The organism is Nostoc sp. TCL240-02 (genome assembly GCF_013343235.1).
Lineage (GTDB): Bacteria > Cyanobacteriota > Cyanobacteriia > Cyanobacteriales > Nostocaceae > Nostoc.
The window spans coordinates 1,362,813-1,385,774 of the sequence record NZ_CP040094.1; the positions used below are offsets into that span (position 1 = coordinate 1,362,813).

Below are 22,962 nucleotides of genomic sequence, written 5' to 3' on the forward strand. Positions count from 1 at the left end.
ACTTTCAGAGTAGTTCTGGATGTAGCGATCGCATTCACCCAATCGGGTGAACCAGTTGTCCAAGAAGCATCAGTTCACGATTGCTGTACATGAATAGCGGGGTGTTTAGCTCATACTGAGTGAAGTTGAGGTAAAGGTTTAAGGCCCAGGTTGAATCTCTTAATTTTAGTTGCTGTGTTCAGGAGGAATTTCAATCCTCTTCTGAACATTAAGCTAATCATCAATCAAGTTGCATCATTGTTTCTTTGCGTAGAGTGGTTTGATTGCTCTAATTCCCTCCTTTTTAAGTAGGCTTAGGGAAGATCAAAGCCCTAACCCAAGGTATTGTTCTATATACAACTAAAAGCGTATCAGCTTATCCCTATATTCTTGAAAAGCAAACCCTAATTTTGGGAATAATAACTATATATGTGCTGAGAAAAGTCAAATTTTTGACAAGCAATCTTGATTATTGAGAGCAGAACCATGACAACAGCAATTCCTGAAATTTATAGAATTAGCGGCTATAAATTAATAGAAATCCTCTATCAAGGCTCCAAAACTGAAGTCTATCGAGCCATTAGAATAGTGGATCAACAACCTGTTGTCATTAAAATATTGCAAGTAGAATATCCTACTTTTAACGAACTATTACAGTTTCGTAACCAATACACCATTGCCAAAAAATTAAACATTTCTAGTATCGTACATCCTCAGAGTCTAGAAGCATATCGCAATGGTTATGCTCTAGTAATGGAAGATTTTGGGGGAATTTCTCTGAGACAATATACTCAAAACCAATCACTAGAACTGATGGAGTTTTTTACAATTGCTCTGCAACTTAGTAATATTCTCCATGAACTCCATCAAGAACGAGTAATCCACAAAGATATCAAACCTACAAATATTCTGATTAATCCGCATACCAAACAAATAAAAATCATCGATTTTAGTATTGCTTCTTTACTTCCCAGAGAAAACCAAACTCTGATAAATCCCAAGGTTTTAGAAGGAACCCTTGCTTATTTATCTCCCGAACAAACCGGACGCATGAACCGAGGCGTAGACTACCGCAGTGATTTTTATTCTTTGGGTGTGACATTTTTTGAACTCCTGACAGGACAATTACCTTTTGAGTCAGATGATCCAATGGAGTTGGTACATTGTCATATCGCCAAGCAACCACCAATATTAGGAGGCAGAAGGGAAGAAGAGAAAGAAATACCGCAAGTCTTGGGCGATATTGTCATGAAATTGATGGCGAAAAATGCTGAAGATCGTTATCAAAGTGCTTTAGGGTTAAAACATGATTTAGAAAACTGTCTTTGCCAACTAAACAAAACGGGTAAGATTGAGCGCTTTCAAATTGGGCAACGGGATATTTGCGATCGCTTCATTATTCCAGAAAAATTATACGGTAGAGAAACAGCCGTCCAACAACTTCTAGAAGCTTTTGAGAGGGTTTCTCTAGGAAGCCATGAAATGATGTTAATTTCCGGGTTTGCTGGCATTGGTAAGACTGCGGTTGTAAATGAAGTTCATAAACCGATTATTCGGCAACGAGGTTATTTTATTAAAGGTAAATTTGACCAGTTTAAGCGGAATATCCCCCTATCTGGCTTTGTGCAATCCTTGCGTGATTTGATGGTGCAGTTATTAACAGAAACCGATCAACAACTGCAACAATGGAGAAAAAATATCCTCGCAGTATTAAGAGACAATGGACAGATTCTCATTGAAGTTATTCCTGAATTAGAAAAAATTATTGGTCAACAACCACCGATACCAGAATTAACAGCAGAGGCAGCACAAAATCGATTTAATTTATTATTGAAAGTTTTTATTCAAATTTTTACGACAAAACAACATCCATTAGTTATTTTTATAGATGATTTACAATGGGCAGATTTGGCTTCATTAAAATTGATCAAATTATTAATGAATGAGTCAGATGGATATTTATTACTAATTGGTGCTTATAGAGATAATGAGGTATCATCACTCCATCCGTTAATATCAACTTTAGACGAAATTGGGAAGGCTAGTACAATAATTAACTTGATAAATCTGCAAAACCTGAATCAAGTTAAGTTGAATCAATTAGTAGCTGATACATTAGGCTGCAAAGAAGAATTAGCATTTCCTCTTTCGAAATTGGTTTGTCAAAAGACTCAGGGAAATCCATTTTTTGCTACACAGTTTCTCAAAGCATTACACCAAGATGGATTGATTACCTTCAATTTTGAAGAAGGCTGTTGGCAATGTGATATTGCAAGAATTAATCAACAAGCCATGACGGATGATGTTTTGGAATTCATGGCGTTTCAATTGCGGAGGCTGCCAGAATCAACTCAACAGGTTCTCAAGTTAGCGGCTTGTATCGGCAATCAATTTGATTTAGCAACATTGGCGATCGTTTCTGAGCAGTTAGAAATCGAAACGGCAGCTTGTTTGTGGAATGGGTTACAAGAAGGTTTGATTTTGCCTCAAAGTGAAGTTTATAAGTTTTTTGTTGGGCAGGAAGAACAAATATTTACTCAACAAACTTCTCAAAATACTGTATACAAATTCTTACACGATCGCGTGCAACAAGCTGCCTATTCCCTAATTCCAGACGACCAAAAGCAAGCCACCCATTACAAAATAGGGATGTTATTGTTACGCAATTCCTCAGATTCGGAACAGGAAGAACGACTATTTGAAATTGTCACTCATTTAAACGCGGGTAGTTCCTTAATCACTCAACTTTCAGAGCGGCAAGAACTGGCAGAATTAAATCTGATTGCTGGACGGAGGGCAAAATCTGCAACTGCATACACAGTAGCCGTCGAGTATTTCACCGTGGGAATTAGTTTGTTGTCGCGTCATTCTTGGGAAAGTCACTATGACTTGACCCTAGCGCTATATATCGAGGTGGCTGAAGCTACTTATCTCAATACCGATTTTGAGCAGATGGAGCAATGGGTAACAATTGTGTTGCAACATGCTAATACTTTGCTCGACAGCATTCCCATCTACGTAACCAGAATGATGGCAGCAAAATCGCAAGGTCTTCCATTGAAAACGCTGAACATTGGTTCGCAAGTGTTGCAGCTATTGGGTATTGAGTTTCCTCAACAACCAACTCCGGCAGATATTGGACAGGCAGCGCAAGCAACTATGCGGTTATGGGAAAGACGTTCCTCTCTGGATTTGCTCAATTTATCCACTATGAGCGATGCTCACTGCTTGGCAGCTATGAGCATCATGAGCAAAATGGTTCCGGCTGCCTATCTTGCAACACCTGCCTTAATGCCTCTACTGATATTCAAGCAAGTAGAATTTTCGATTAAATATGGTAATTGTCCTGTTTCTGTCTATGCTTATGCCGACTACGGCATTATTCTCTGTGGTGTGCTTGGTAAATTGGAAGCTGGTTATGAGTTTGGACAGTTGGCGTTAAACCTGCTGGAACAGTTGCAGTCCAAAACCTTTAAATGCAGAACCTACTTTATTGTCTACAACTTTATCCGTCATTGGAAAGATCCTCTGGGTGAACAACTTGTGCATCAACAAGAAGGCTACCAAAATGGATTGGAAACTGGAGACTTGGACGCTACAGCATTGAATGCCCAAGCTTACTGTCAATATGCTTATTTTGCCGGGCGAGAATTAAGCGGGTTAGCGAATCAGATGGCAGCCTATCGCCAGAGTATCTATTCACTCAAGCAAGAATCGCCGCTGCAATATCTAGATATTGTCTATCAAGCTGTACTTAACTTGCTGGGACACAACCAATCTCCCGATCGCTTGACGGGAACGATTTATAATGCTGAACAACGATTATCTCTTAATCAAGCAACTCAAGACCGAACGGGATTTTTTCATTGGCAAGTTAATCAAACAATTCTCTGGTATTTGTTTGGGCAGTATCAAGAAGCTGCCCAGCAGTCTGCCCAGGCAAAGCAATACTTAGATGCTGGTATCGCCCAATTCAGTGTCGCTTTGTATTTTTTCTATGATTCTTTGATTCATCTGTCACTTTACAAAGCCGCAACTGAGTCAGAACAGCAACAGATTCTCGCCCAAGTCGAGGCTAATCAAGAGAAGATGCAAAGATGGGCAGCACTAGCTGCTTGTAACCATCAACACCGTTGGGATTTAGTAGAAGCCGAACGGTTTGCTATCCTGAGCGATGTCTACGACGGGCTACGCCTACGCACTATGGCAATTGAATTTTACGATCGCGCGATCGCTAAAGCCAAGGAAAACGGCTTCCTCCAAGATGAAGCCCTTGCTAACGAACTCGCCGCCAAATTTTACCTCAACTGGGGCAAAGAAAAAGTTGCCCAAGCCTATATGCAGACAGCTTATTCTTGCTATGCCCGGTGGGGAGCAAAAGCCAAGACGGATGACTTAGAAAAACGCTATTTTGAATTGCTGCGTCCAATTTTGCAACAAGTAGTACAAACGCTAAATCCATTAGAAACCTTAGCAACAATTGCTAACCCAGTTCACGCATTTACTCATACCGCAACTTCTTCTAGCACTAGCATCAACAACCTTCTTGACTTTAGCTCTATCCTCAGAGCATCACAAACTCTTTCTGCAACAATTCAACTTGATGAATTTTTACAGCAACTTACCCAAATTATCCTCGAAAATGCTGGTGCTGATAAATGTGCGCTGCTTTTACCTGAAAACGATAAATGGCAAATCCGCGCAATTACTAGCTTTGATAGCACCAGCTTAAAGTCAGAACCGCTCGAAAATAATCCTAATGTTCCCATTGCGCTGATTCAGTATGTAAAAAATACAGCTAGTGCGGTTGTGGTTGACGATCTCAAAACTCATTTACCGATAGTTGATGATTATTTAAGCCAACATCAACCCAAAAGTGTGCTGTGTTTACCGATACTCAGCCAGGGGCGTTTAGTTGGAATTTTATACTTAGAAAATAATTTGACAAGTGGGGTATTTACCCGCGATCGCATTTTAGTATTGAATTTTCTTTGTACTCAAGCGGCAATTTCTCTAGAAAATGCTCGACTCTACGCGAATCTTCAGCAAAGCGAAGCCCGTTTTCAGAAAGTTACCGATAATGTTCCTGGCGCAATTTACCAACTCTATGTCACACCAGAACATTTGGTTTCTATGCCCTATATAAGTTCTGGCTGTTATAACCTTTATGAAGTGACAGCAGAAGAAATAATCAGCGGCCAGCAAAACCCTCGTTTTCTTGAACATCCTGATGACATTGCAGGTATCAATCAGGCAATGATGAAATCTGCTCAAAGCTTGACACCCTTTGTTCATGAATGGCGAATCATCACGCCATCAGGAATCATGAAATGGGTGCAAGCGGCATCTCGTCCAGAGATGCAAGTGGATGGTGCAATTGTTTGGGATGGTTTAATTTTAGACATTAGCGATCGCAAAGCTGCCGAAGCTGTCGTCCAGCAAAAATCCCAACAACTAGAACAAGCCATCGAAGATTTACAAAAAGCCCAATTACAAATTGTCCAAAGTGAAAAAATGTCTGCTCTGGGGAACTTAGTCGCAGGTGTCGCCCACGAAATCAATAACCCAATTGGGTTTATCGCTGGAAATGTCAACGAAGCGAAGTTGGGATTAGAAGATATCATTGAACACTTGCAATTGTACCGTTCTGGGGTATCTCCAACAGAAATTGAACAACATGCCCAAGAGATTGAGATTGATTATCTCTTGGAAGATATACCTAAAATGATTGAGTCCATGAATGTCGGGTGCGATCGCATTAAAAATATCAGTACTAGTTTGCGAACTTTCTCGCGGGCAGATAAGGATTACAAAGTTCCCTTTAATATCCATGAAGGTATTGATAGCACTATTTTAATTTTGAAACATCGCCTCAAAGCTAACGAAAAACATCCGGCAATTGAAGTCATCACTAACTACGGAAATATTCCCGAAGTAGAATGCTTTCCTGGACAACTTAATCAGGTATTTATGAATTTGCTGGCAAATGCTATTGATGCGTTAGAAGAATCAAACCAAGGATATAGCTTTGAAGAAATTACAGTTAATCATAACTATATCACTATTACAACATCAATACATAATAATACTCACGTCAAAATTCAAATCTCTGATAACGGTATTGGCATGAATGATGATGTCAAAAAGCGCATTTTTGAGCATTTATTTACAACTAAACTTGTAGGTAAAGGTACAGGATTAGGATTAGCGATCGCTCGACAAATTATAGTTGAAAAACATGAAGGTACTTTGAAAGTAAATTCTACTTTTGGACAAGGTTCTGAGTTTGAGATAACACTACCAATCGGGAATTGACATCGGGAGTATCTCAACTTTTGCAAAAACACACCTGCCCTGGCTAAAGAATTTAAACCATTCACGACCGGATTTATCATTAGATAGAATTTGTTTTAGTAAAAATCCACCTCCAGGTGCTAGCAAAAAGTCTGGTAGACGAACCATTATGCTATCTGGCGTGTTTGTAAACATTGTGCAATCAATGACATTGCGATCGCCACCGGAAAGGGCGGGTACGCCATCGCACGACAATTCGGCACAACATACTGACGGGAGGGATACTGCGTGAGAATTGGTGCTAACTACTTGGGTAATGGAGAATGTGAATTTACAGTTTGGTCACCGCTATTAGATAGCGTCACTGTAAAAACTTTGACACCACAGGAGCAGGTTATTCCCCTCAAGCCTCAGTCTGAGGGATACTGGCACGCGAAAGTAAACGATGTGTATCCAGGCACGCTTTATCGGTATGTCTTGAATGGTCAAGACGCTTTTGCCGATCCTGCGTCGCAGTATCAACCGGAAGGAGTGCATGGCCCGTCTCAAATTGTCGATCATCATTTTGAGTGGACTGATGAAGGGTGGACTGGCATTCCTGTGGAGTCGATGATTTTTTATGAACTCCATGTTGGGACATTCACACCTGAAGGAACTTTCACCGCCATCATTTCTCGTCTACCGGAACTTAGGGAACTGGGAATCAATGCGATTGAAATCATGCCTATCTCTCAGTTTCCGGGAGACACCCACATTGAAGCAACTCTTGCATACCGTAACTGGGGCTATGATGGCGTTTACCCTTTTGCCGTCCAAAATTCTTATGGTAGCCCAGCCGAACTAAAGGAACTGGTGAATGCTTGCCATCAAAATAATATTGCTGTGGTATTGGATGTGGTGTACAACCACTTTGGGCCAGAAGGCAACTATATGAGTCAGTTCGCGCCCTACTTTACTAAAACCTATAAAACACCATGGGGCGAAGCACTGAATTTTGACGATGCCCATAGTCAGGGTGTGCGAAATTATTTTATTGAAAATGCGCTTTACTGGTTGCGCGAGTTCCACATTGATGCATTGCGGCTTGATGCTATTCAAGCAATTTATGACTTGGGAGCAAAGCATTTCTTGTGGGAACTGGCGGAAGCAGTTCATCATTTTTCAGAACAAGGGCAAAAATGGAAGCGCCATTTAATTGCCGAAAGTGACTTGAATAATCCGCAAATCATTCGTCCACCAGAATTGGGTGGATATGGTCTTGATGCCCAATGGAGTGATGATTTTCACCATTCATTGCACGCACTCTTGACAGGCGATCGCCAAGGATATTATCAAGATTTTGGACAAGTTGCTCAGTTGGCAAAAGCTTATGAAGATACTTTTGTCTACGATTGGAAGTACGCACCACACCGCAAGCGATTTCATGGCATAAGTTGCCGCGATCGCAATTTATCACAGTTTTCTGTCTGCATTCAGAACCACGATCAAATCGGCAATCAAATGAAAGGAGAACGCCTCAGCCAGCGAATCTCTTTTGAGGGATTAAAGTTAGCTGCTGGGGCTGTGCTACTATCGCCTAACTTACCCTTGTTGTTCATGGGAGAGGAATATGGCGAAACTGCACCCTTCATTTATTTTGTCAGTCACTCCGATCCAGATTTGATTCAAGCAGTTCGAGCCGGACGCAAAGAAGAGTTTGAAGCATTTCACTACGCAGACGATCCCCCAGATCCTGAATCCGCAGAAACTTTCCTAAAGTCTAAACTCAATTGGCAATTACGCCATGAAGGTAAGCACAAAGTTCTGTGGGATTGGTATCGTCAGTTAATTAATTTACGCAAGACGCATCCAGTACTTTTAAATCAAGACCGCAATTTCATCGAAGCGACTAGCGATGAAGACAAGCAGTTAGTTATCGTGCGTCGTTGGTGCGAATCAAGTGAACTAATATTTGTGATGAATTTTAATTCGTCTCCAATTACAGCGACTCTACCAATTCAGCATAATGCTAATAAATTGTTAGACTCTGCTGATACCTCATGGTCTGGGCCTGGTTCTGAAGCTGATGAACATCTGTCTGCGGGAAAAGAAGTGAAATTGCAGCCTACTAGTTTAGTACTCTATGAAAAAGGATGAGAGGGAGAGTTAAAACTTAAAGTTTCAGCCTCATAACCTCAAGTTTCAAGCTAAAAGGTTCAACGTTCGAGTAAAAAGGCTCAACGTTCAGGCTCAAAGGCTCAACTTTCGAGTAAAAAGGCTCAACTTTCGAGCTAAAAGGTTCAACGTTCGAGTAAAAAGGCTCAACGTTCAGGCTCAAAGGCTCAATGTTCGAGCAAAAAGGCTCAAATTCCCCCACCTCTAAATAGGTTTCAGATAAGATCCCCCCGCCTGCGGCGATCCCCTTAAAAAGGGGGTAAAGATCGGGAAAAGCCCCCCTTTTTAAGGGGGGTTGGGGGGATCTCCGAGAGACAAACTTGTTTTCCGAACCATATCGCCCCATCTCTCATTACAACAAACTTATGCGAATTCCTACCGCAACTTATCGAATTCAGTTTACACCCCAGTTTGGCTTTGACAACGCTAAAGCGATCGCAGCTTATCTAGCAGATTTGGGTATTTCCGATTTATATGCTTCCCCCATTTTCAAAGCCCGCTCCGGGAGTACCCACGGTTACGATATAGTAGATGCCACTCAACTTAACCCAGAACTGGGAACTAATGAATCCTTTGATGCCTTAGTTAGCGAAGTCCAATCCCTTGGTATGGGTTGGTTACAAGATATAGTGCCCAACCACATGGCCTATAGCAGCGAAAACGATTATTTGATGGACATACTGGAACACGGCCCAGATTCCAGCTATACTGACTACTTTGACCTTTCTTGGAATGCTCCCTTTGGCGATCGCCAAGAGCGAATTCTTGCTCCTCTCTTGGGAGATTTCTATGGTGCATCCTTAGAAAACGGACACATCCAACTACAATACGAACAAAACGGTTTAACCGTAAACTATTACAGCTTAAAACTGCCGCTACGATTAGAATCTTATACAAAATTTATTACCCATAATCTCGGCAAACTCACCCGCACACTCGGACGCAATCACCCCGATTTTATTAAACTATTGGGTATTTTATATATCCTCAAAAGTGTACCCTCAGAAGTTGCGGGAAAACAGCGACAAGACCAAATCGCATTTATTAAAGGATTGCTTTGGGAACTCTACACCACAAACGATGCCATCCGCGAGTTCATTGACGAAAATATCCAAACCTTCAACGGAGAACCAGGTAATTCCGATAGCTTTAACTTGCTAGATGAATTACTAAATGACCAATTTTACCGTCTCGCCTTCTGGAAAGTTGGGGCGGAAGAAATGAACTATCGCCGTTTCTTTACCGTTAACGAACTTATTTCCGTTAAAGTTGAAGAAGTGCGAGTTTTTAATAATACCCATAGCCTAATTAACAAGCTGGTTGAGGAGGGCAAATTTACAGGCTTACGCATTGACCATATTGATGGACTTTATAACCCAATCCAGTATCTCCAAAGACTGCGAGAAAAGACGGGAGATGTTTATATTACAGTCGAGAAGATTTTAGAAATCACCGAAGACCTGCCGGAAAAATGGGAAATTGAAGGGACATCAGGATATGACTTTCTTAACTATGTAAATGGTGTATTTTGTCAAACAGAAAATGAATCATCCTTTGATAAAATTTACCAGAACTTTATTGGTTCCAGAGTAGATTATTCATCGGTAGTGAAGGATAAAAAGCACTTGATCCTAGAAAAGAATTTAGCCGGTGATATTGATAATTTGGCTCTTTTGTTAAAGAATATTTCCAGTAAATATCGCTATGGCAATGATTTTACCCTCAATGGCTTGAAAAGAGCGATCGCAGAAGTTTTGACCCTGTTCCCGATTTACCGTACATATATTACACCAGATGGGATTGGGGATAGCGATCGCGCTACCATTCAAGAAGTAATTAGCCAAGCCAAAGAACAAACGCCCCTGTTGCAGCACGAATTGACCTTTATTGAAAAGTTAATGGTGCTAGATTTTGACAATTCTCTGACTCAAACAGAACGCGAACAGTGGATATATTTTGTCTTGCGGATGCAGCAATATAGCGGCCCGCTAATGGCCAAAGGTGTAGAAGACACCACATTATATGTTTACAATCGCTTGCTGTCGCTGAATGAAGTTGGGGGAAATCCCGGTCATTTTGGGATCGATTTAGCCAAATTTCATGCCTTTAACAAACAGCACCAAGCAACCTGGCCTCACACAATGAACACCACAGCTACCCACGACACCAAACGCGGTGAAGATGTGAGGGCTAGATTGAATGTATTGTCAGAAATCCCTGATGAATGGGATCAGCAGGTAAATACCTGGAGTGCTATTAATCGAGGAAGTCGCAGTCATCGCCACGGGTTTGCTATCCCCGATCGCAACGATGAGTATTTTCTCTATCAAACCCTTGTAGGAGCGTTTCCCTTTGCCGAACAGGAACACGCATCCTTTGTGGAACGGGTGAAGGATTATATAATAAAGGCAATCCGAGAAGCGAAAGTGCATACAGCCTGGTTGCGCCCTGATAGCGAGTATGAAGAAGCCTGTACTTCGTTTATTGAGAAGATACTCGATCCTTCCATCTCTGGGGAATTTCTAGAAGCCTTTCGTCCCTTTCAGCAGCGAATTGCAGAGTATGGTATCTTCAATTCCCTTTCGCAAACTCTGCTGAAGATTACCGCACCAGGCGTACCCGACTTGTACCAAGGAACAGAGCTTTGGGAACTGAGCCTAGTCGATCCAGACAATCGCCGTCCCGTAGATTTTGAACAGCGACGTACTTACTTAAGCGCCATCCGCGAACACGTGAAAACAGATATTCTCGGACTGATTCAGGAGTTATTGAACGACAAAACAGACGGTAGAATCAAACTGTTTTTAACGGCTCAATTACTCCAAGCTAGAACAAACTATGTCTCATTATTCCAGGATGGCGACTATCTGCCCTTAGAAGTTCAGGGAACCTACGCCAATCACATTATCGCCTTTGCGCGGCGGGAAGGGAATCAAACAGCGATCGCGATCGCGCCTCGCTTTTTAACCAGTCTCATTCAACCTGGAGATAACCCCTTGGGTGAGTCAGTTTGGCAAGATACGCACCTGCAATTACCCTCTGGAACTCCCCTAACTTGGACAAACGTTCTGACTCAGCAACCTTTACAGGCTACAGAAACCCTATTTATCGGATCTGCCCTCGCCCATTTCCCAGTTGCTTTGTTAGTTGGTACTGCCGACTAAATAATTCGTAATGACGCTCGCGGACTCGCTACCGCTACGCTAACGTAATTCGTAATAAAGCTTTTTGCGAAACCGCAAGCGTCATTAGTAATTACGAATTACGATGAATTTGTCTTACACAGAGAAAACCTCATAAAACCTCTGCGTAGCTCTGCGGTTTCCTTCTCTGCGAGATGCTGACGCTCCTAACGTCGCTACCGCTTCGCTAATGCGAATGCGCCCCTCTGCTTTTCAAAAAACTCTTCCCACCTCCTCACCCCCCTCAAAATTATGATCGCTCCCCCAGCACTTACCACCACACAGATTGACACCGTGCGGGCCCATATCAAAAAAACATGGAAAATCTTAACGCGATCGCACGAACACTTATTACAATCTGCCAAGGATACCAAACTAGACCACAAAACCGATACTCCCTGGATCGTCTACATTTCCCCCTTAGAAGATTGTCCTAACATTCAGAATGTGTTAGAGCGATCGCTATCTTCTAAAGATATGCAAGGAATTGAAATTCGCACTTTGCCCTCAGAAGTCGAAGCGATTAAACAGCATGGCTTACTATACCTACCAGGACCTTATGTCGTACCAGGTGGTCGATTTAACGAAATGTATGGCTGGGACAGCTACTTTATATTACTGGGACTTTTGCACGATCAAGAATGGGAACTAGCACAAAACCAGGTAGATCAATTATTGTACCAGGTGAAGCATTACGGCACTATCCTCAATGCCAACCGGACTTATATGCTGTCGCGATCGCAACCCCCCGTCCTCAGCATGATGGTTTTGGCATTATTCCAGCACACCCAGGATGAAGAGTGGTTGAGGACAACCGTACCCCTTTTAGAACAATTTTACTATTACTGGGTAGTACCGCCCCATTTGAATCCCGGAACCGGCTTATCTAGATTTTATGCTTTTGGGGAAGGCCCCGCGCCAGAAGTTGTGTTTTCCGAGCGCGATGAGGAGGGAAAAAGCCACTATGATCGCGTCAAGGAATATTACCAAACCTTTGAGGTTGAAGATTACGATGTTGATCTTTACTACGATCGGGAAAATGACAAACTGACCCACCTATTTTACAAGGGCGATCGCACCATGCGCGAGTCCGGTTTTGATATCACCAACCGATTTGGCCCCTTCAGTGCTGATATCCTCCACTACGCTCCTGTGTGCCTCAACAGTTTGCTATATCAGGTAGAACAAGACTTGGCGCAAATTAACAATATTTTGGGCAACGAACAACTAGAAAAACAATGGCGCGATCGCGGCGAATATCGGCGCGATCGGATCGATCAATTTCTCTGGAATGAAGAACGAGGACTCTATTGCGACTATCACTTCCAGAGTGGAAAACGCCGTTGCTACGAATTTGCTACCACATTCTATCCCCTGTGGCTAGGAATTTCTTCTCAAGCCCAAGCCCAGCGCGTCGTGGAAAATCTCTCTTTGTTTGAAGCCCCAGGCGGAATTCTTACCAGTACTCGTGTCACCGGCAACCAGTGGGATGCTCCCTTCGGTTGGGCACCACTGACATTAATTGCTGTGCAAGGACTTCACCGTTACGGGTTTCATACAGAAGGCGATCGTATTGCCAACAAATTTTTAGCGATGGTAATTAAAGAATTCGAGCGTCACAACACCCTCGTTGAGAAATATGATGTTGAACGCTGTTCTGCCAACGTTTCTGATGATATTTCCTTTGGATATAGTTCTAACGAAGTTGGTTTCGGCTGGACAAATGGAGTCATTCTGGAACTTTTAGCAGTCGGTAGGAAAAAAGTTTAAAGTAAGAATTCAGGACGGGCTAAACCTGTGCTGAATTCTGATCGTGAGGAATAATCACAATGGTTCAATTAGCGCCAAAAGTTCTAACCGTTGATGAATTTATTAGCCACCATGTGAGTGCGATCGCTATGAACTGGTGCTTCTTGTCGAAAATATTATCTTCTTTCTTAACTAACCTGCGGAATGTGGGTTTTATCGCTAACTGAACCGGAATAAAAAAGGCTCAAGCATTTCTGCCTGAGCCTTTTCTAGATTAAACTAAATGACTTTCGCCTGAGTTTAGTAGCGACCACCGCCACCACCACGGTTGTAGCCACCGCCACCACCGCCACGATTGCCACCGAAAGAACCACCTCCACCTCTGTCTTCTCTGGGCTTGGCCTTATTCACTTTAAGGTCACGACCCATCCATTCAGCACCATCAAGGGATTCAATGGCTTTGGTTTCTTCGTCTTCTGAACTCATTTCCACGAAAGCAAAACCGCGTAAACGGCCTGTTTCACGGTCAGTAGGTAGCTGAACGCGCTTTACAGAACCATATTCTGCAAAAACAGTACTCAGCGCATCTTGTGTAACTTCATAGGAGAGGTTACCAACGTAAATTGACATTAAATGTCTCCAAAATCATAAGTTTGTAGAGATTTAGATTTCGGAGAGAAGTCTGTAATACCAAAAGGGAAAAGCCTGTCAATACTAAAATCAAACACTGTCGCCGAATTAATTCTCATTTCACTTCCCATTTTTACATGGCGACTAACTTTCTGGGGGAAAGTTTGAAAAACTGTTATAAAAAGTTATATTGCAAGTTGAGAGCTAGGTGCTAGGTAGTTCCAAAACGGGTGAGACTATAGCCAGCCGCACCCGATAAACTAACTCTCTATTCTATTTTCTAAATATTGACCAATCATCAACTGTTCACCAGCACGAGAGATAATAGTCTGTCTGGTGCGGTATTTACTGCCAATTAGCTTTAACTCTTCTTCAAACACTGAACCGTTGTATTTAGTTCGCAAACACAGTGTTTTCGGGCTGGAGAAATAATACTGGGCGGTGACTGGTTTAGATATGGCAAAACCGCGATCGCGGTATAAGGTATTTCCCTTCACCCCAAATATTGTTGAACCTTGCGATTCTTTCTTTGTTTTAGACACATCTGTACTTTCCCAGACAATTGCTGCACCACAAATTAAACTACCTGCATCTAATAAATCGTGCATCTGAGCTAGCTTTTGCAATTCATCACAGCCCTGCTCTAAAAAATCGATCGTAACTATACTCTCTATCTCCTTAGTTTCTCCCTTCGGTAAGGTGTAGTAGCGTCGTTGCGATCGCCATTTACCTGCTGATTCCTGGAAAAATTCGGAAATCTGGGATTCATCAGTGGTTTGTGCAGTTTTAAACAGAGATGTCACGCTTTACCTTCCTCACCTGATACAAATATATTTCTGGTAAAAAAGTTCATTCTTACCTGTTGTTGCTATGCTACTTGTCGCCCTATTTCTTGCCATATTACGCAAGGGGGTAAGAAGAAATAGTGTTTTCTATTACATTATAGGCAAGATTAAGCAATAAATCTTTAAGATTCTTAATAAAATAGTCATTACCCGTAATACCTGCTAGTTTTAGTAGAATAAATTGAGTAGGTAAAAACAAGGGTAATTATTGTAATACTGCCCAAATTATGATATTTAGCAAAAGCTTCATATTTTTGGAAAAAGCCAGGTTTCTCCTCTGGGTAGATTCCAGAAAAATGACAAATATTTATACTAAAGTTTATAATTTGTTAACTGCAAGAAGATTATCTACCTCTGCGTAAGAAGTAGAACGGTGAGAAGTTTTGGACTTTTGTGGGAAATACAGTAGTTTTTGAATCAAAAATTACTGTCATACAGCTTATTCTTCATTCTCGCCGTTTTTTGTTAATGATATCTCTCAAAATTACTTGGTAAAACACGGCTGTTTAACCCCAAAAGCTCCCCAATAGGAGAAAAACAGATGATTTTGGAAAAAAATAAGCCGCACAAACAGGTGAAAATGAAAGATCCCGTAGTCGCTAACCAACTAATAATTATCCAGTTAGATTCAGTTGTGAAAACTGAGGTGGCGACCGCAGATTTCAAAAGTAGACTTCTTGCAAACAGTATTTGTGCAACAGGTGGCAAAGCGAAAGGGAAAAATTCCTTTTTTTCCTCCACTTCTGTAAGAAGTTTATTAATTTCCTGTTTGGTAGCTATAGGATTGCTGACAGCGAGTTGCGGTTCGTCGCCCAAAGAATCAGCAGATGCACAATCTCAGAGTCCTGGTAATAGGGAACGTAGTCGGGTAACACCTGTAGACGTGGCGATCGCTCGAACTGACTTGCTGCAAAAACAACTAGAATACACAGGTAATACAACACCGTTTCGCATCGTATCACTGCGATCGCAGGTAGAAGGTCGCTTGTTAGCCTTGAACCTTGATGTGGGCGATAGAGTAAAGCTTGGGCAAAACGTCGGGCAGTTAAATGATGCCATACTTTCGACTGAATTAAAGCAAGCAGAAGCAGAACTAGCAGCCCTGAAATCAGAAGTAGCTAGAACAAACAATCAGGTAAGCAATGCCCGTGCTGATGTTGAACGGGCGCGGCTAGAAGTGGTACAAGCTCAGGCAGATTCCGAACGGCAACAGAGGTTATTTAAAGCCGGAGCGATCGCAGAACAAACTGCCCAGCAATCACGTACCCAGGCCAAAACAGCAGCCCAGGCACTGCGGGCAGCCCAAGAGCAAGTCCGTACAGAACAGCAAGCTGTCGCCGCCGCCCAAGGTAGAGTTTTGGCCCAGCAGGCATTGGTTGCCCAAACTAAAGAACGCAGGTCTTACGCTCGCCTGACATCACCCATCGCTGGCATAGTTACAGAAAAGGTGACAGAACCGGGTAATCTTCTACAAGCAGGTAATGAAGTTGTCAAAATTGGCGATTTTAACCGTGTCAAAGTCGTTGTGCTAGTTTCCGAATTAGAACTAGCACAAATTCAGGTTGGACAGTCTGTACAAGTGCGCTTAGATGCCTTCCCCAAGGAAATATTAATTGGGAGAGTTACGCGCATTTCTCCGGCTGCCGATGCTACTGCTCGTTTGATACCTGTAGAAGTAGTGATTCCCAACGCTCAAGGCAAAATTGGCAGTGGACTGCTGGCGCGAGTCAACTTTGAAAACCAGACTCAACAGCGTGTAGTCGTACCGCAAACAGCTATTCAGAAACAAACAGGGAGCAACAACTCCAAGGGTACAGGGGAGATGCAAACAAATGTACGGCAGGACTCTTCCCCACCTAACACATCTGGTATAGCAGAGATAAAATCACAAGATCGAAGTGGGACAATATTTGTCGTCAAAGACACAGAAGGCAAAACGAAGGTAACAACACGAGCCGTAATGTTTGGAAAAAAGGTTGATGGGAGAGTGGAAATTTTATCCGGTTTGCAAGCTGGAGAGCGCTATGTTGTTCGTAGTGGTAAGCCGTTAAAAGAAGGTGACACTGTAAGTCTTTCAATTCTTTCAGAAAAGCAATAGCGACCATACCAGCTAAAAAAGCATTCAGTAACCAGACCTTATCACTTAGTATCATGCAACAGGCAAATAATAATGGCAATGGCGGATTTAGCCTTAGTGCGATCGCTATCCGCCAACACATTGGCACACTCATGCTCACTGTGGCAGTAATTGTCATTGGGGTATTTTTTCTCACAACGATCCAAGTCGATCTGCTACCGGCTATTACCTATCCGCGAATAGGGGTTCGGCTAGAAGCCCCTGGTATTTCACCAGAAGTAGCAGTAGATGAAATTACCAGACCTTTAGAAGAAGCTTTACGGGCAACCGAGAATGTAGTGCAAGTTTTTTCCCGCACCCGTGAAGGACAAGTGAGCCTCGATTTATACTTCCAACCAGGGGGCGATATTGACCAAGCCCTAAATGATGCTACTGCTGCTTTTAACCGAGGTCGGGGGCAACTGCCAGATACGATAGAGGAGCCGCGCTTATTTAAAGTCGATCCTTCTCAATTGCCGGTTTATGAATTGGCACTGACATCTGCATCTTTACAAGGTAAAGATTTACGCGTATTTGCTGATGAAGAGTTAACGCGTGAACTCAGTGTCGTACCAGGAGTCGCCTCAGTTGATGTATCTGGCGGTGCAGAAGAAGAAGTACGGGTGCTTGTTGACTTAAACCGATTGCAAGCCTTGGGTGTGGGATTAAATGATGTCTTAGATGAATTAACAGCCCGTAACCAAGATACTTCTGGTGGTCGGATTTTTGGGCAAAATTCCGAGCCATTGACTCGGACTGTCGGACGCTTCCAAAATGCCAAAGAAATTGAAAATCTCTCTCTAGAAGTTTCCTCCCCTGCTTCCCCTGCTTCCTCTGCCTCCCCTGCACCTCGCCGCCGCGTCTACTTGCGAGACTTTGCAGAGGTAATTGACGATACAGAAGAACAGCGAGTATTTGTTTACCTAAATCGTCAGCCTGCGGTGAAATTTTCAATTCAAAAGCAACCTGAAGCCAACACAATCACAGTTGTAGATGCTGTTAAGCGGCGAATTGAACAATTACGACAATCGGGTTTAATTCCAGCAGACATGACTTTGAGTCCCACCACAGATGAATCTGTCTTCATCCGTAATTCTTTAAATGATGTCATCTTTTCGGGGATTTCTGGGGCATTGTTAGCAGCAGCAGCAGTGTTGTTATTTTTAGGATCATTCAGGCAAACATTGATTATCAGTTTGACGATTCCGTTGTGTACTCTAGCAGCGATCGCTTTAATGAAAATCTTTGGCTTGACTTTGAATGTGTTTAGTTTAGCAGGTCTGACATTAGGAGTCGGTCAAGCAATAGACACATCGGTTGTGATCTTAGAGAACATTTCCGAAAAAACAGGCATGACTCCCAATCAAAAAGAGATGGAGTCAGAGGGCCAGAGGAGAAATTCAAGATTTTTTATTGACAGTGCGATCGCAGCTTCCCAAGAAGTAGAATCTGCTTTAGTTGCTGCTACAGGTGCCAACTTAGTTTCTGTAGTGCCATTCCTCTTAATTGGCGGCTTTATTGCATTGCTATTTAATGAACTAATTCTGACAATTAGCTTCGCAGTCGCAGCATCCCTTGTTGTCGCCATCACAGTAGTACCGATGCTGTCTTCTCGACTTTTGGGAATTCGCTGGTCTAGTCGGATCAGTGAGTTTTGGCTGCTTAGACAATTTAATAACCGATTTGAAGATGCGACGCGGGGATACGGTAACTTCTTAACCAAGGTTTTACGGTATCGATTGTTTGTAGTAACTGCTGCTTTGGTAATTTTAGGCGGTAGTAGCTTCTTTATGTTTGGTAAAATTCCCCAAGAAATTTTACCCCGCATCAGTACTGGTCAAGCTAACTTGAGAGCGCAGTTTCCACCCGGTACACCTTTAGCAACTTCTGAAAAAGTTATGCAAATTGTCGATGACATTTTGCTAAAACAACCAGAAACCGAGTCTGCTTTCACAACTGTGGGTGGTTCTTTGTTTGGTAGCAATACTACAGAAAATCCTTTACGTGCTAGTAGCACTATCAATCTAAAACCAGGCACAGATGTCGAAGCCTTCGTCAAAAAAGTAACTCAGGAATTTAACAAACTCAACTTAGCAGGAATTCTGTTGCGCCTCAATCCTGGTCAGGTGCGGGGTTTAATCTTGAGTAATTCTCCAGTGCAAGGGTCAGAAGTTGATGTGATTTTGCAAGGTGAGAATGAAGAAAACTTAACGCAAGCAGGGGCCCAAGTGCTGCAAGCGTTGCAGGAAAGGGCAAAATTAGCGACATTCCGACCAGATGCCGACCCGCGACAACCGGAAATCCAAATTCGCCCAGACTGGGAAAGGGTTTCAGCTTTAGGGTTGAGCGCCGGGCAAATTGGTGCAACAGTTCAAACAGCAATTGAAGGTTCAGTTCCCACGCAAATTCAACGTGGTAATCGTTTAGTTGATGTGCGGGTGCAGCTAAATAAAGAAGCGATTCAGCGTCCTTCCCAGCTAGAACAATTACCACTATTTACAGAAAACAATCAACTAATCCGCCTTTCAGATGTTGCGAACATTCAAGAAGGTCAAGCGCCTGGTGAGGTGCAACGGATTAATCAGCGTCAAGCTTTTATTGTGGCAGGTAATCTCACCGAGGGAGCTAGTCTTGGTGAAGCGATCGCAGAAGTCAACGAGGTACTTCAAGATGTAGACTTACCTGATGGCGTTTCAATTGTGCCTAGTTCTGCCCAAGAAACTAATCAGCAACTTCAGGATGCTTTAAAAACTTTGGGGGCATTGGCAACGTTCTTAATCTTTGTAGTCATGGCGGTACAATACAATTCGCTGATTGACCCATTGGTAATTATGTTCACTGTACCACTAGCGTTAGCTGGGGGAATTTTTGGACTTTATATTACCCAAACTGCAATTGGCGCAACTGTAATTGTTGGTGTCGTTCTGCTGGTGGGAATTGTAGTGAACGCAGGGATTCTGATGGTGGAACTAGCGAACCAAATTCGGGAAGAAGTTGGTTGTACTCGCCAAATTGCGATCGTCAAAGCTGCTCCTCAACGTTTGCGCCCAATTATCATGACTACAGTCACTACTATCTTGGGACTGTTTCCTTTGGCATTGGGCATTGGTGAAGGTTCTGAATTTTTGCAGCCTTTAGGGATTGTAGTTTTCTTTGGGATGGCGATCGCAACAATGCTGACATTATTTATCATCCCCTGTTTTTATATCCTGCTGCACGATTTGCTAGGTGAAAATTGGGCAAAGCCAGTGTTAATCCGGTTACGTGGATTTACGAAAAAACTCATTTCCATCATGGATAGGGATTAAATTTTTTAACACCCCAGACGCTGAAATTTAAATTAACGCGATCTACCAACAAGTTTTTTCGTTGGCAGATCGCGTTAACGCATTTTTTTATACATATATTGTTTAGTTTGTCAATTAATAACTTCTAACTTAGATTTTTGATAAAGATTGCGTGAAATTACTAGTTATTGTGATAAAGCATTACAAGAATTGCTTTATAAATCAACATACGAGTATATGTAAACTCACTGAGTAAGGCACACATTAACCTCTATTTATCTAGCAAATAGATAGCAGTTCAAAAGTGAGGTTTTGCTGTTTGATTTAACTCGCGCAATATAGCATTCTCTCAATCAATATGAAGAGGACAGAAATATGACTACAAGCGTAACCAAAATAGCCTTGTCTCTTCTAGGAGCAGCAGGAATTAGTTTTTTGTCTTTGACACCAGCGAGAGCCGTTATCTTGGTAGAACCCATTGTAACGAGTGTGAATGAAGATATATTCAACACGAAAAAGCCAAGAATCCTTACAGATTACGAACCAGGACAAGTAATCGAATATGGTGTGCCAGATGTAGCTAATAACTTTCTAAATAACACTGGATACGATATAGAAAGCTTGGTCTTTGATTTGAAAACACTGGCCTATACTAATCCCGATTCGACTCCAGCATTTAATAATGAGCCTGTAGAGTGGGGAGATGTAAATGGAGATGGAAAGATTGGTTTATCTAATAACCCCGATCTAAAGGATATTTTTACAGACATTAACATCAGTGGTACTACTATCACTTTTAGTGGTGGCGTAATCCCAAACGGAAGCCTGTTTTATAATCCCTTCGCTACCCAACCAAATCTAGCACCCGGTGCTGGAATCATTCCAGCAATACCAGCAGAGCAAGCAGATAAAGATGGGCCTATTAGAGTCGCTGCTTATTACACCGCTGTTCCTGAATCAACTAACGTTTTGGGTGTATTAGTCCTTGGTGCTGTAGGTGTAGCTTTAAAATTAAAGCGATCGCTACACTATTAACCCTGTCTATCATCCTCTGTAACTGGGGCCTGGGGACTGCGGACAAGGGGGACAAGGGGGAATTATTGAATAAGTCTCTCCCTTGTCTCCCCCCTCTTCCTTGTCTACCTTGTCTCTTCTTCATGCCCAATTCCCAATTCCCAATTCTCAATTCCCAATTCCCTTTAATCACGATACACTGCCAGTGTTTCCTGATGAACGCGGGCAACACTTAACCACTGTAGGTTTTGATTTGCCCGATTCTTCCACTCATGCAGCATATCGGCATTACTCAGTAATTGCACTAAAACCCCAGCCAAAGCCTTACTATCTTTTGCTGGCACTAAAAGACCTGCTTGCCCATTGTCCAAAGCTTCAGGAATCCCATCTACTTGAGTGCCAACGATCGCAGTTCCAGCTTCCCTAGCTTCCGAAAGTACCAAAGGGCAAGGATCGCGATGAGAAGCCAACACAAATATGTCACAAGATATCAGGTAGCGTTGAGGTTCCGGCTGGAAGCCTTCAAAATGAATCCGTTCTTTTACGGAAGTTGCTTGTGCCTGTGCCTCAAATAGCTGTTTATCAGGGCCATTTCCTACCAAATAAAGATGCGCTTGGGGAAAATCTGGGGCAATTTGTTCAAAGGCAGCGATTAACTCAGCGATACCTTTGCGTTGATACATTCCGGCTACAGTAGCGATCGCTGGACGTTGTAACCCCAAAGGTTGATAATCTTGTATTTGTCGGGTGCGGGGGCTGCCCAAAGTTCCATTGCATACTACCCGCAACTTGTTTTCTGGGATACCGCGTTTTGCCATAGAATCTCGCACTGCCTTGCTGACAGCAATTACTCTATCAGCTAAACCCATCAGCAGACTGGAACGCTGAAATTCGTTGTGGACTGTGGAAACTAAAGTATATTTATTTCCTTGAAAAATACGTGCTAGGATCACCCCCGTCATCATGTGAGCATGAACGATATCCGGCTGAAATTCTGCTGCGATCGCCCGGTAACGCACAGCCGCTTTGATAATACTGATCGGTTTTCTAGTTTGGTCTAGTTGGTAGTGTTTGACACCACATATATTTAGTAATTTCTCGTATTCACCACCAGCAGAAATAACCGCTACCTCATAACCAGATTTTGCCTGTAAACAAGCCAGATCCACTGCCACATTCACAATACCGTTACCTATTTCTTGAACGTGGTTCAAAATATGTATAATTCGCATAATCTTGGATATATGTATAAAATCAAGACAAGTAACTGGGTGTAAATCAACATAATTATTGATGTCTTCAGCGACGACTCAAGAGTAGTTAGTAGCGCATAAAATTGACCACTTGCTACTGAATAAGAACGCTTCAAACGAGTTACTTAGCTTAAAGACTTATTCAGGAATGGCTCGATAAATCTGGGTAAAACTCCAAAATTCTGAAGACTGAATCTGCTATTTCAGTCCCTATTGTCTTATTTTCGATTCAGCCGATAGCGACGACAGCTATACATACTATGTTTCAAAGGAATTCAGCACAAATAGTAAGCTGTCCCACATTAAACTTGAACTTCCATCATTAGGGCGCTGATGTTGCCCATCCGACAAGAGTTATGTTTAGTTTGGTTTAGATGTTTTCTAGCTTAGTGAATTTAGCAATTTAGTAAAACTATATACTTGCATAGCTTTACAAAAGCAGCAACTTGCGTGACGATA

At 42.4% G+C, this 22,962-nt stretch carries 11 protein-coding genes; 8 read left to right on the forward strand and 3 right to left on the reverse strand.

The window, feature by feature from the left end; all coding sequences use genetic code 11:
- The first annotated feature begins 465 nt into the window (after window positions 1-465).
- The 5 genes from FBB35_RS06115 to FBB35_RS06135 all read left to right on the forward strand — a co-directional run bounded on the left by FBB35_RS06115 (window position 466) and on the right by FBB35_RS06135 (window position 13,585).
- Window positions 466-6,294 (forward strand): ATP-binding sensor histidine kinase, encoded by a 5,829-nt coding sequence (locus tag FBB35_RS06115; RefSeq protein ID WP_174708920.1) that lies wholly within the window; start codon window positions 466-468, stop codon window positions 6,292-6,294.
- Window positions 6,295-6,561: 267 nt separating this feature from the next.
- The gene (gene treZ / locus FBB35_RS06120) at window positions 6,562-8,409 is read left to right on the forward strand and encodes a malto-oligosyltrehalose trehalohydrolase (RefSeq protein WP_174708921.1); all 1,848 of its coding nucleotides are present in this window, start codon (window positions 6,562-6,564) and stop codon (window positions 8,407-8,409) included.
- Between the two features lie 383 nt (window positions 8,410-8,792).
- On the forward strand, window positions 8,793-11,591 hold the full coding sequence (gene treY, locus FBB35_RS06125; RefSeq protein WP_174708922.1) for a malto-oligosyltrehalose synthase: 2,799 nt from the start codon (window positions 8,793-8,795) through the stop codon (window positions 11,589-11,591).
- Window positions 11,592-11,861: 270 nt separating this feature from the next.
- Complete coding sequence (locus FBB35_RS06130) at window positions 11,862-13,379, forward strand: trehalase family glycosidase (protein WP_174708923.1); 1,518 nt, start codon at window positions 11,862-11,864, stop codon at window positions 13,377-13,379.
- Between the two features lie 59 nt (window positions 13,380-13,438).
- Window positions 13,439-13,585, forward strand: a complete 147-nt coding sequence (locus FBB35_RS06135; RefSeq protein WP_174708924.1) for a hypothetical protein — start codon at window positions 13,439-13,441, stop codon at window positions 13,583-13,585.
- A 73-nt stretch (window positions 13,586-13,658) separates the two neighbouring features.
- Here the strand turns inward: FBB35_RS06135 and FBB35_RS06140 are convergent, their stop codons facing one another.
- Both FBB35_RS06140 and FBB35_RS06145 read right to left on the reverse strand, forming a co-directional pair.
- On the reverse strand, window positions 13,659-13,988 hold the full coding sequence (locus FBB35_RS06140) for an RNA-binding protein (protein WP_012412081.1): 330 nt from the start codon (window positions 13,986-13,988) through the stop codon (window positions 13,659-13,661).
- Window positions 13,989-14,248: 260 nt separating this feature from the next.
- Window positions 14,249-14,791: a phycobiliprotein lyase gene (locus FBB35_RS06145; protein WP_174708925.1), complete on the reverse strand. Its 543-nt coding sequence runs from the start codon at window positions 14,789-14,791 to the stop codon at window positions 14,249-14,251.
- A gap of 583 nt (window positions 14,792-15,374) precedes the next feature.
- Between FBB35_RS06145 and FBB35_RS06150 the strand changes: the two genes are divergently transcribed.
- From FBB35_RS06150 to FBB35_RS06160, 3 genes are all read left to right on the forward strand, one after another.
- A complete protein-coding gene (locus FBB35_RS06150; RefSeq protein ID WP_174708926.1) occupies window positions 15,375-16,931 on the forward strand; it encodes an efflux RND transporter periplasmic adaptor subunit in 1,557 nt (518 codons plus the stop codon).
- 53 nt (window positions 16,932-16,984) lie between these two features.
- On the forward strand, window positions 16,985-20,257 hold the full coding sequence (locus FBB35_RS06155; RefSeq protein ID WP_174708927.1) for an efflux RND transporter permease subunit: 3,273 nt from the start codon (window positions 16,985-16,987) through the stop codon (window positions 20,255-20,257).
- A gap of 354 nt (window positions 20,258-20,611) precedes the next feature.
- Window positions 20,612-21,271: a hypothetical protein gene (locus FBB35_RS06160; RefSeq protein ID WP_174708928.1), complete on the forward strand. Its 660-nt coding sequence runs from the start codon at window positions 20,612-20,614 to the stop codon at window positions 21,269-21,271.
- A gap of 164 nt (window positions 21,272-21,435) precedes the next feature.
- Here the strand turns inward: FBB35_RS06160 and FBB35_RS06165 are convergent, their stop codons facing one another.
- A complete protein-coding gene (locus FBB35_RS06165; RefSeq protein ID WP_174708929.1) occupies window positions 21,436-22,482 on the reverse strand; it encodes a glycosyltransferase family 4 protein in 1,047 nt (348 codons plus the stop codon).
- Window positions 22,483-22,962 lie beyond the last annotated feature (480 nt).

Coding starts and splice junctions, on each gene's coding strand:
- FBB35_RS06115 (WP_174708920.1), top strand. CDS start 466: ATGACAACAGCAATTCCTGAAATTTATAGAATTAGCGGCTATAAATTA.
- treY (WP_174708922.1), top strand. CDS start 8,793: ATGCGAATTCCTACCGCAACTTATCGAATTCAGTTTACACCCCAGTTT.
- FBB35_RS06130 (WP_174708923.1), top strand. CDS start 11,862: ATGATCGCTCCCCCAGCACTTACCACCACACAGATTGACACCGTGCGG.
- FBB35_RS06135 (WP_174708924.1), top strand. CDS start 13,439: ATGGTTCAATTAGCGCCAAAAGTTCTAACCGTTGATGAATTTATTAGC.
- FBB35_RS06140 (WP_012412081.1), bottom strand. CDS start 13,988: ATGTCAATTTACGTTGGTAACCTCTCCTATGAAGTTACACAAGATGCG.
- FBB35_RS06150 (WP_174708926.1), top strand. CDS start 15,375: ATGATTTTGGAAAAAAATAAGCCGCACAAACAGGTGAAAATGAAAGAT.
- FBB35_RS06155 (WP_174708927.1), top strand. CDS start 16,985: ATGCAACAGGCAAATAATAATGGCAATGGCGGATTTAGCCTTAGTGCG.
- FBB35_RS06160 (WP_174708928.1), top strand. CDS start 20,612: ATGACTACAAGCGTAACCAAAATAGCCTTGTCTCTTCTAGGAGCAGCA.
- FBB35_RS06165 (WP_174708929.1), bottom strand. CDS start 22,482: ATGCGAATTATACATATTTTGAACCACGTTCAAGAAATAGGTAACGGT.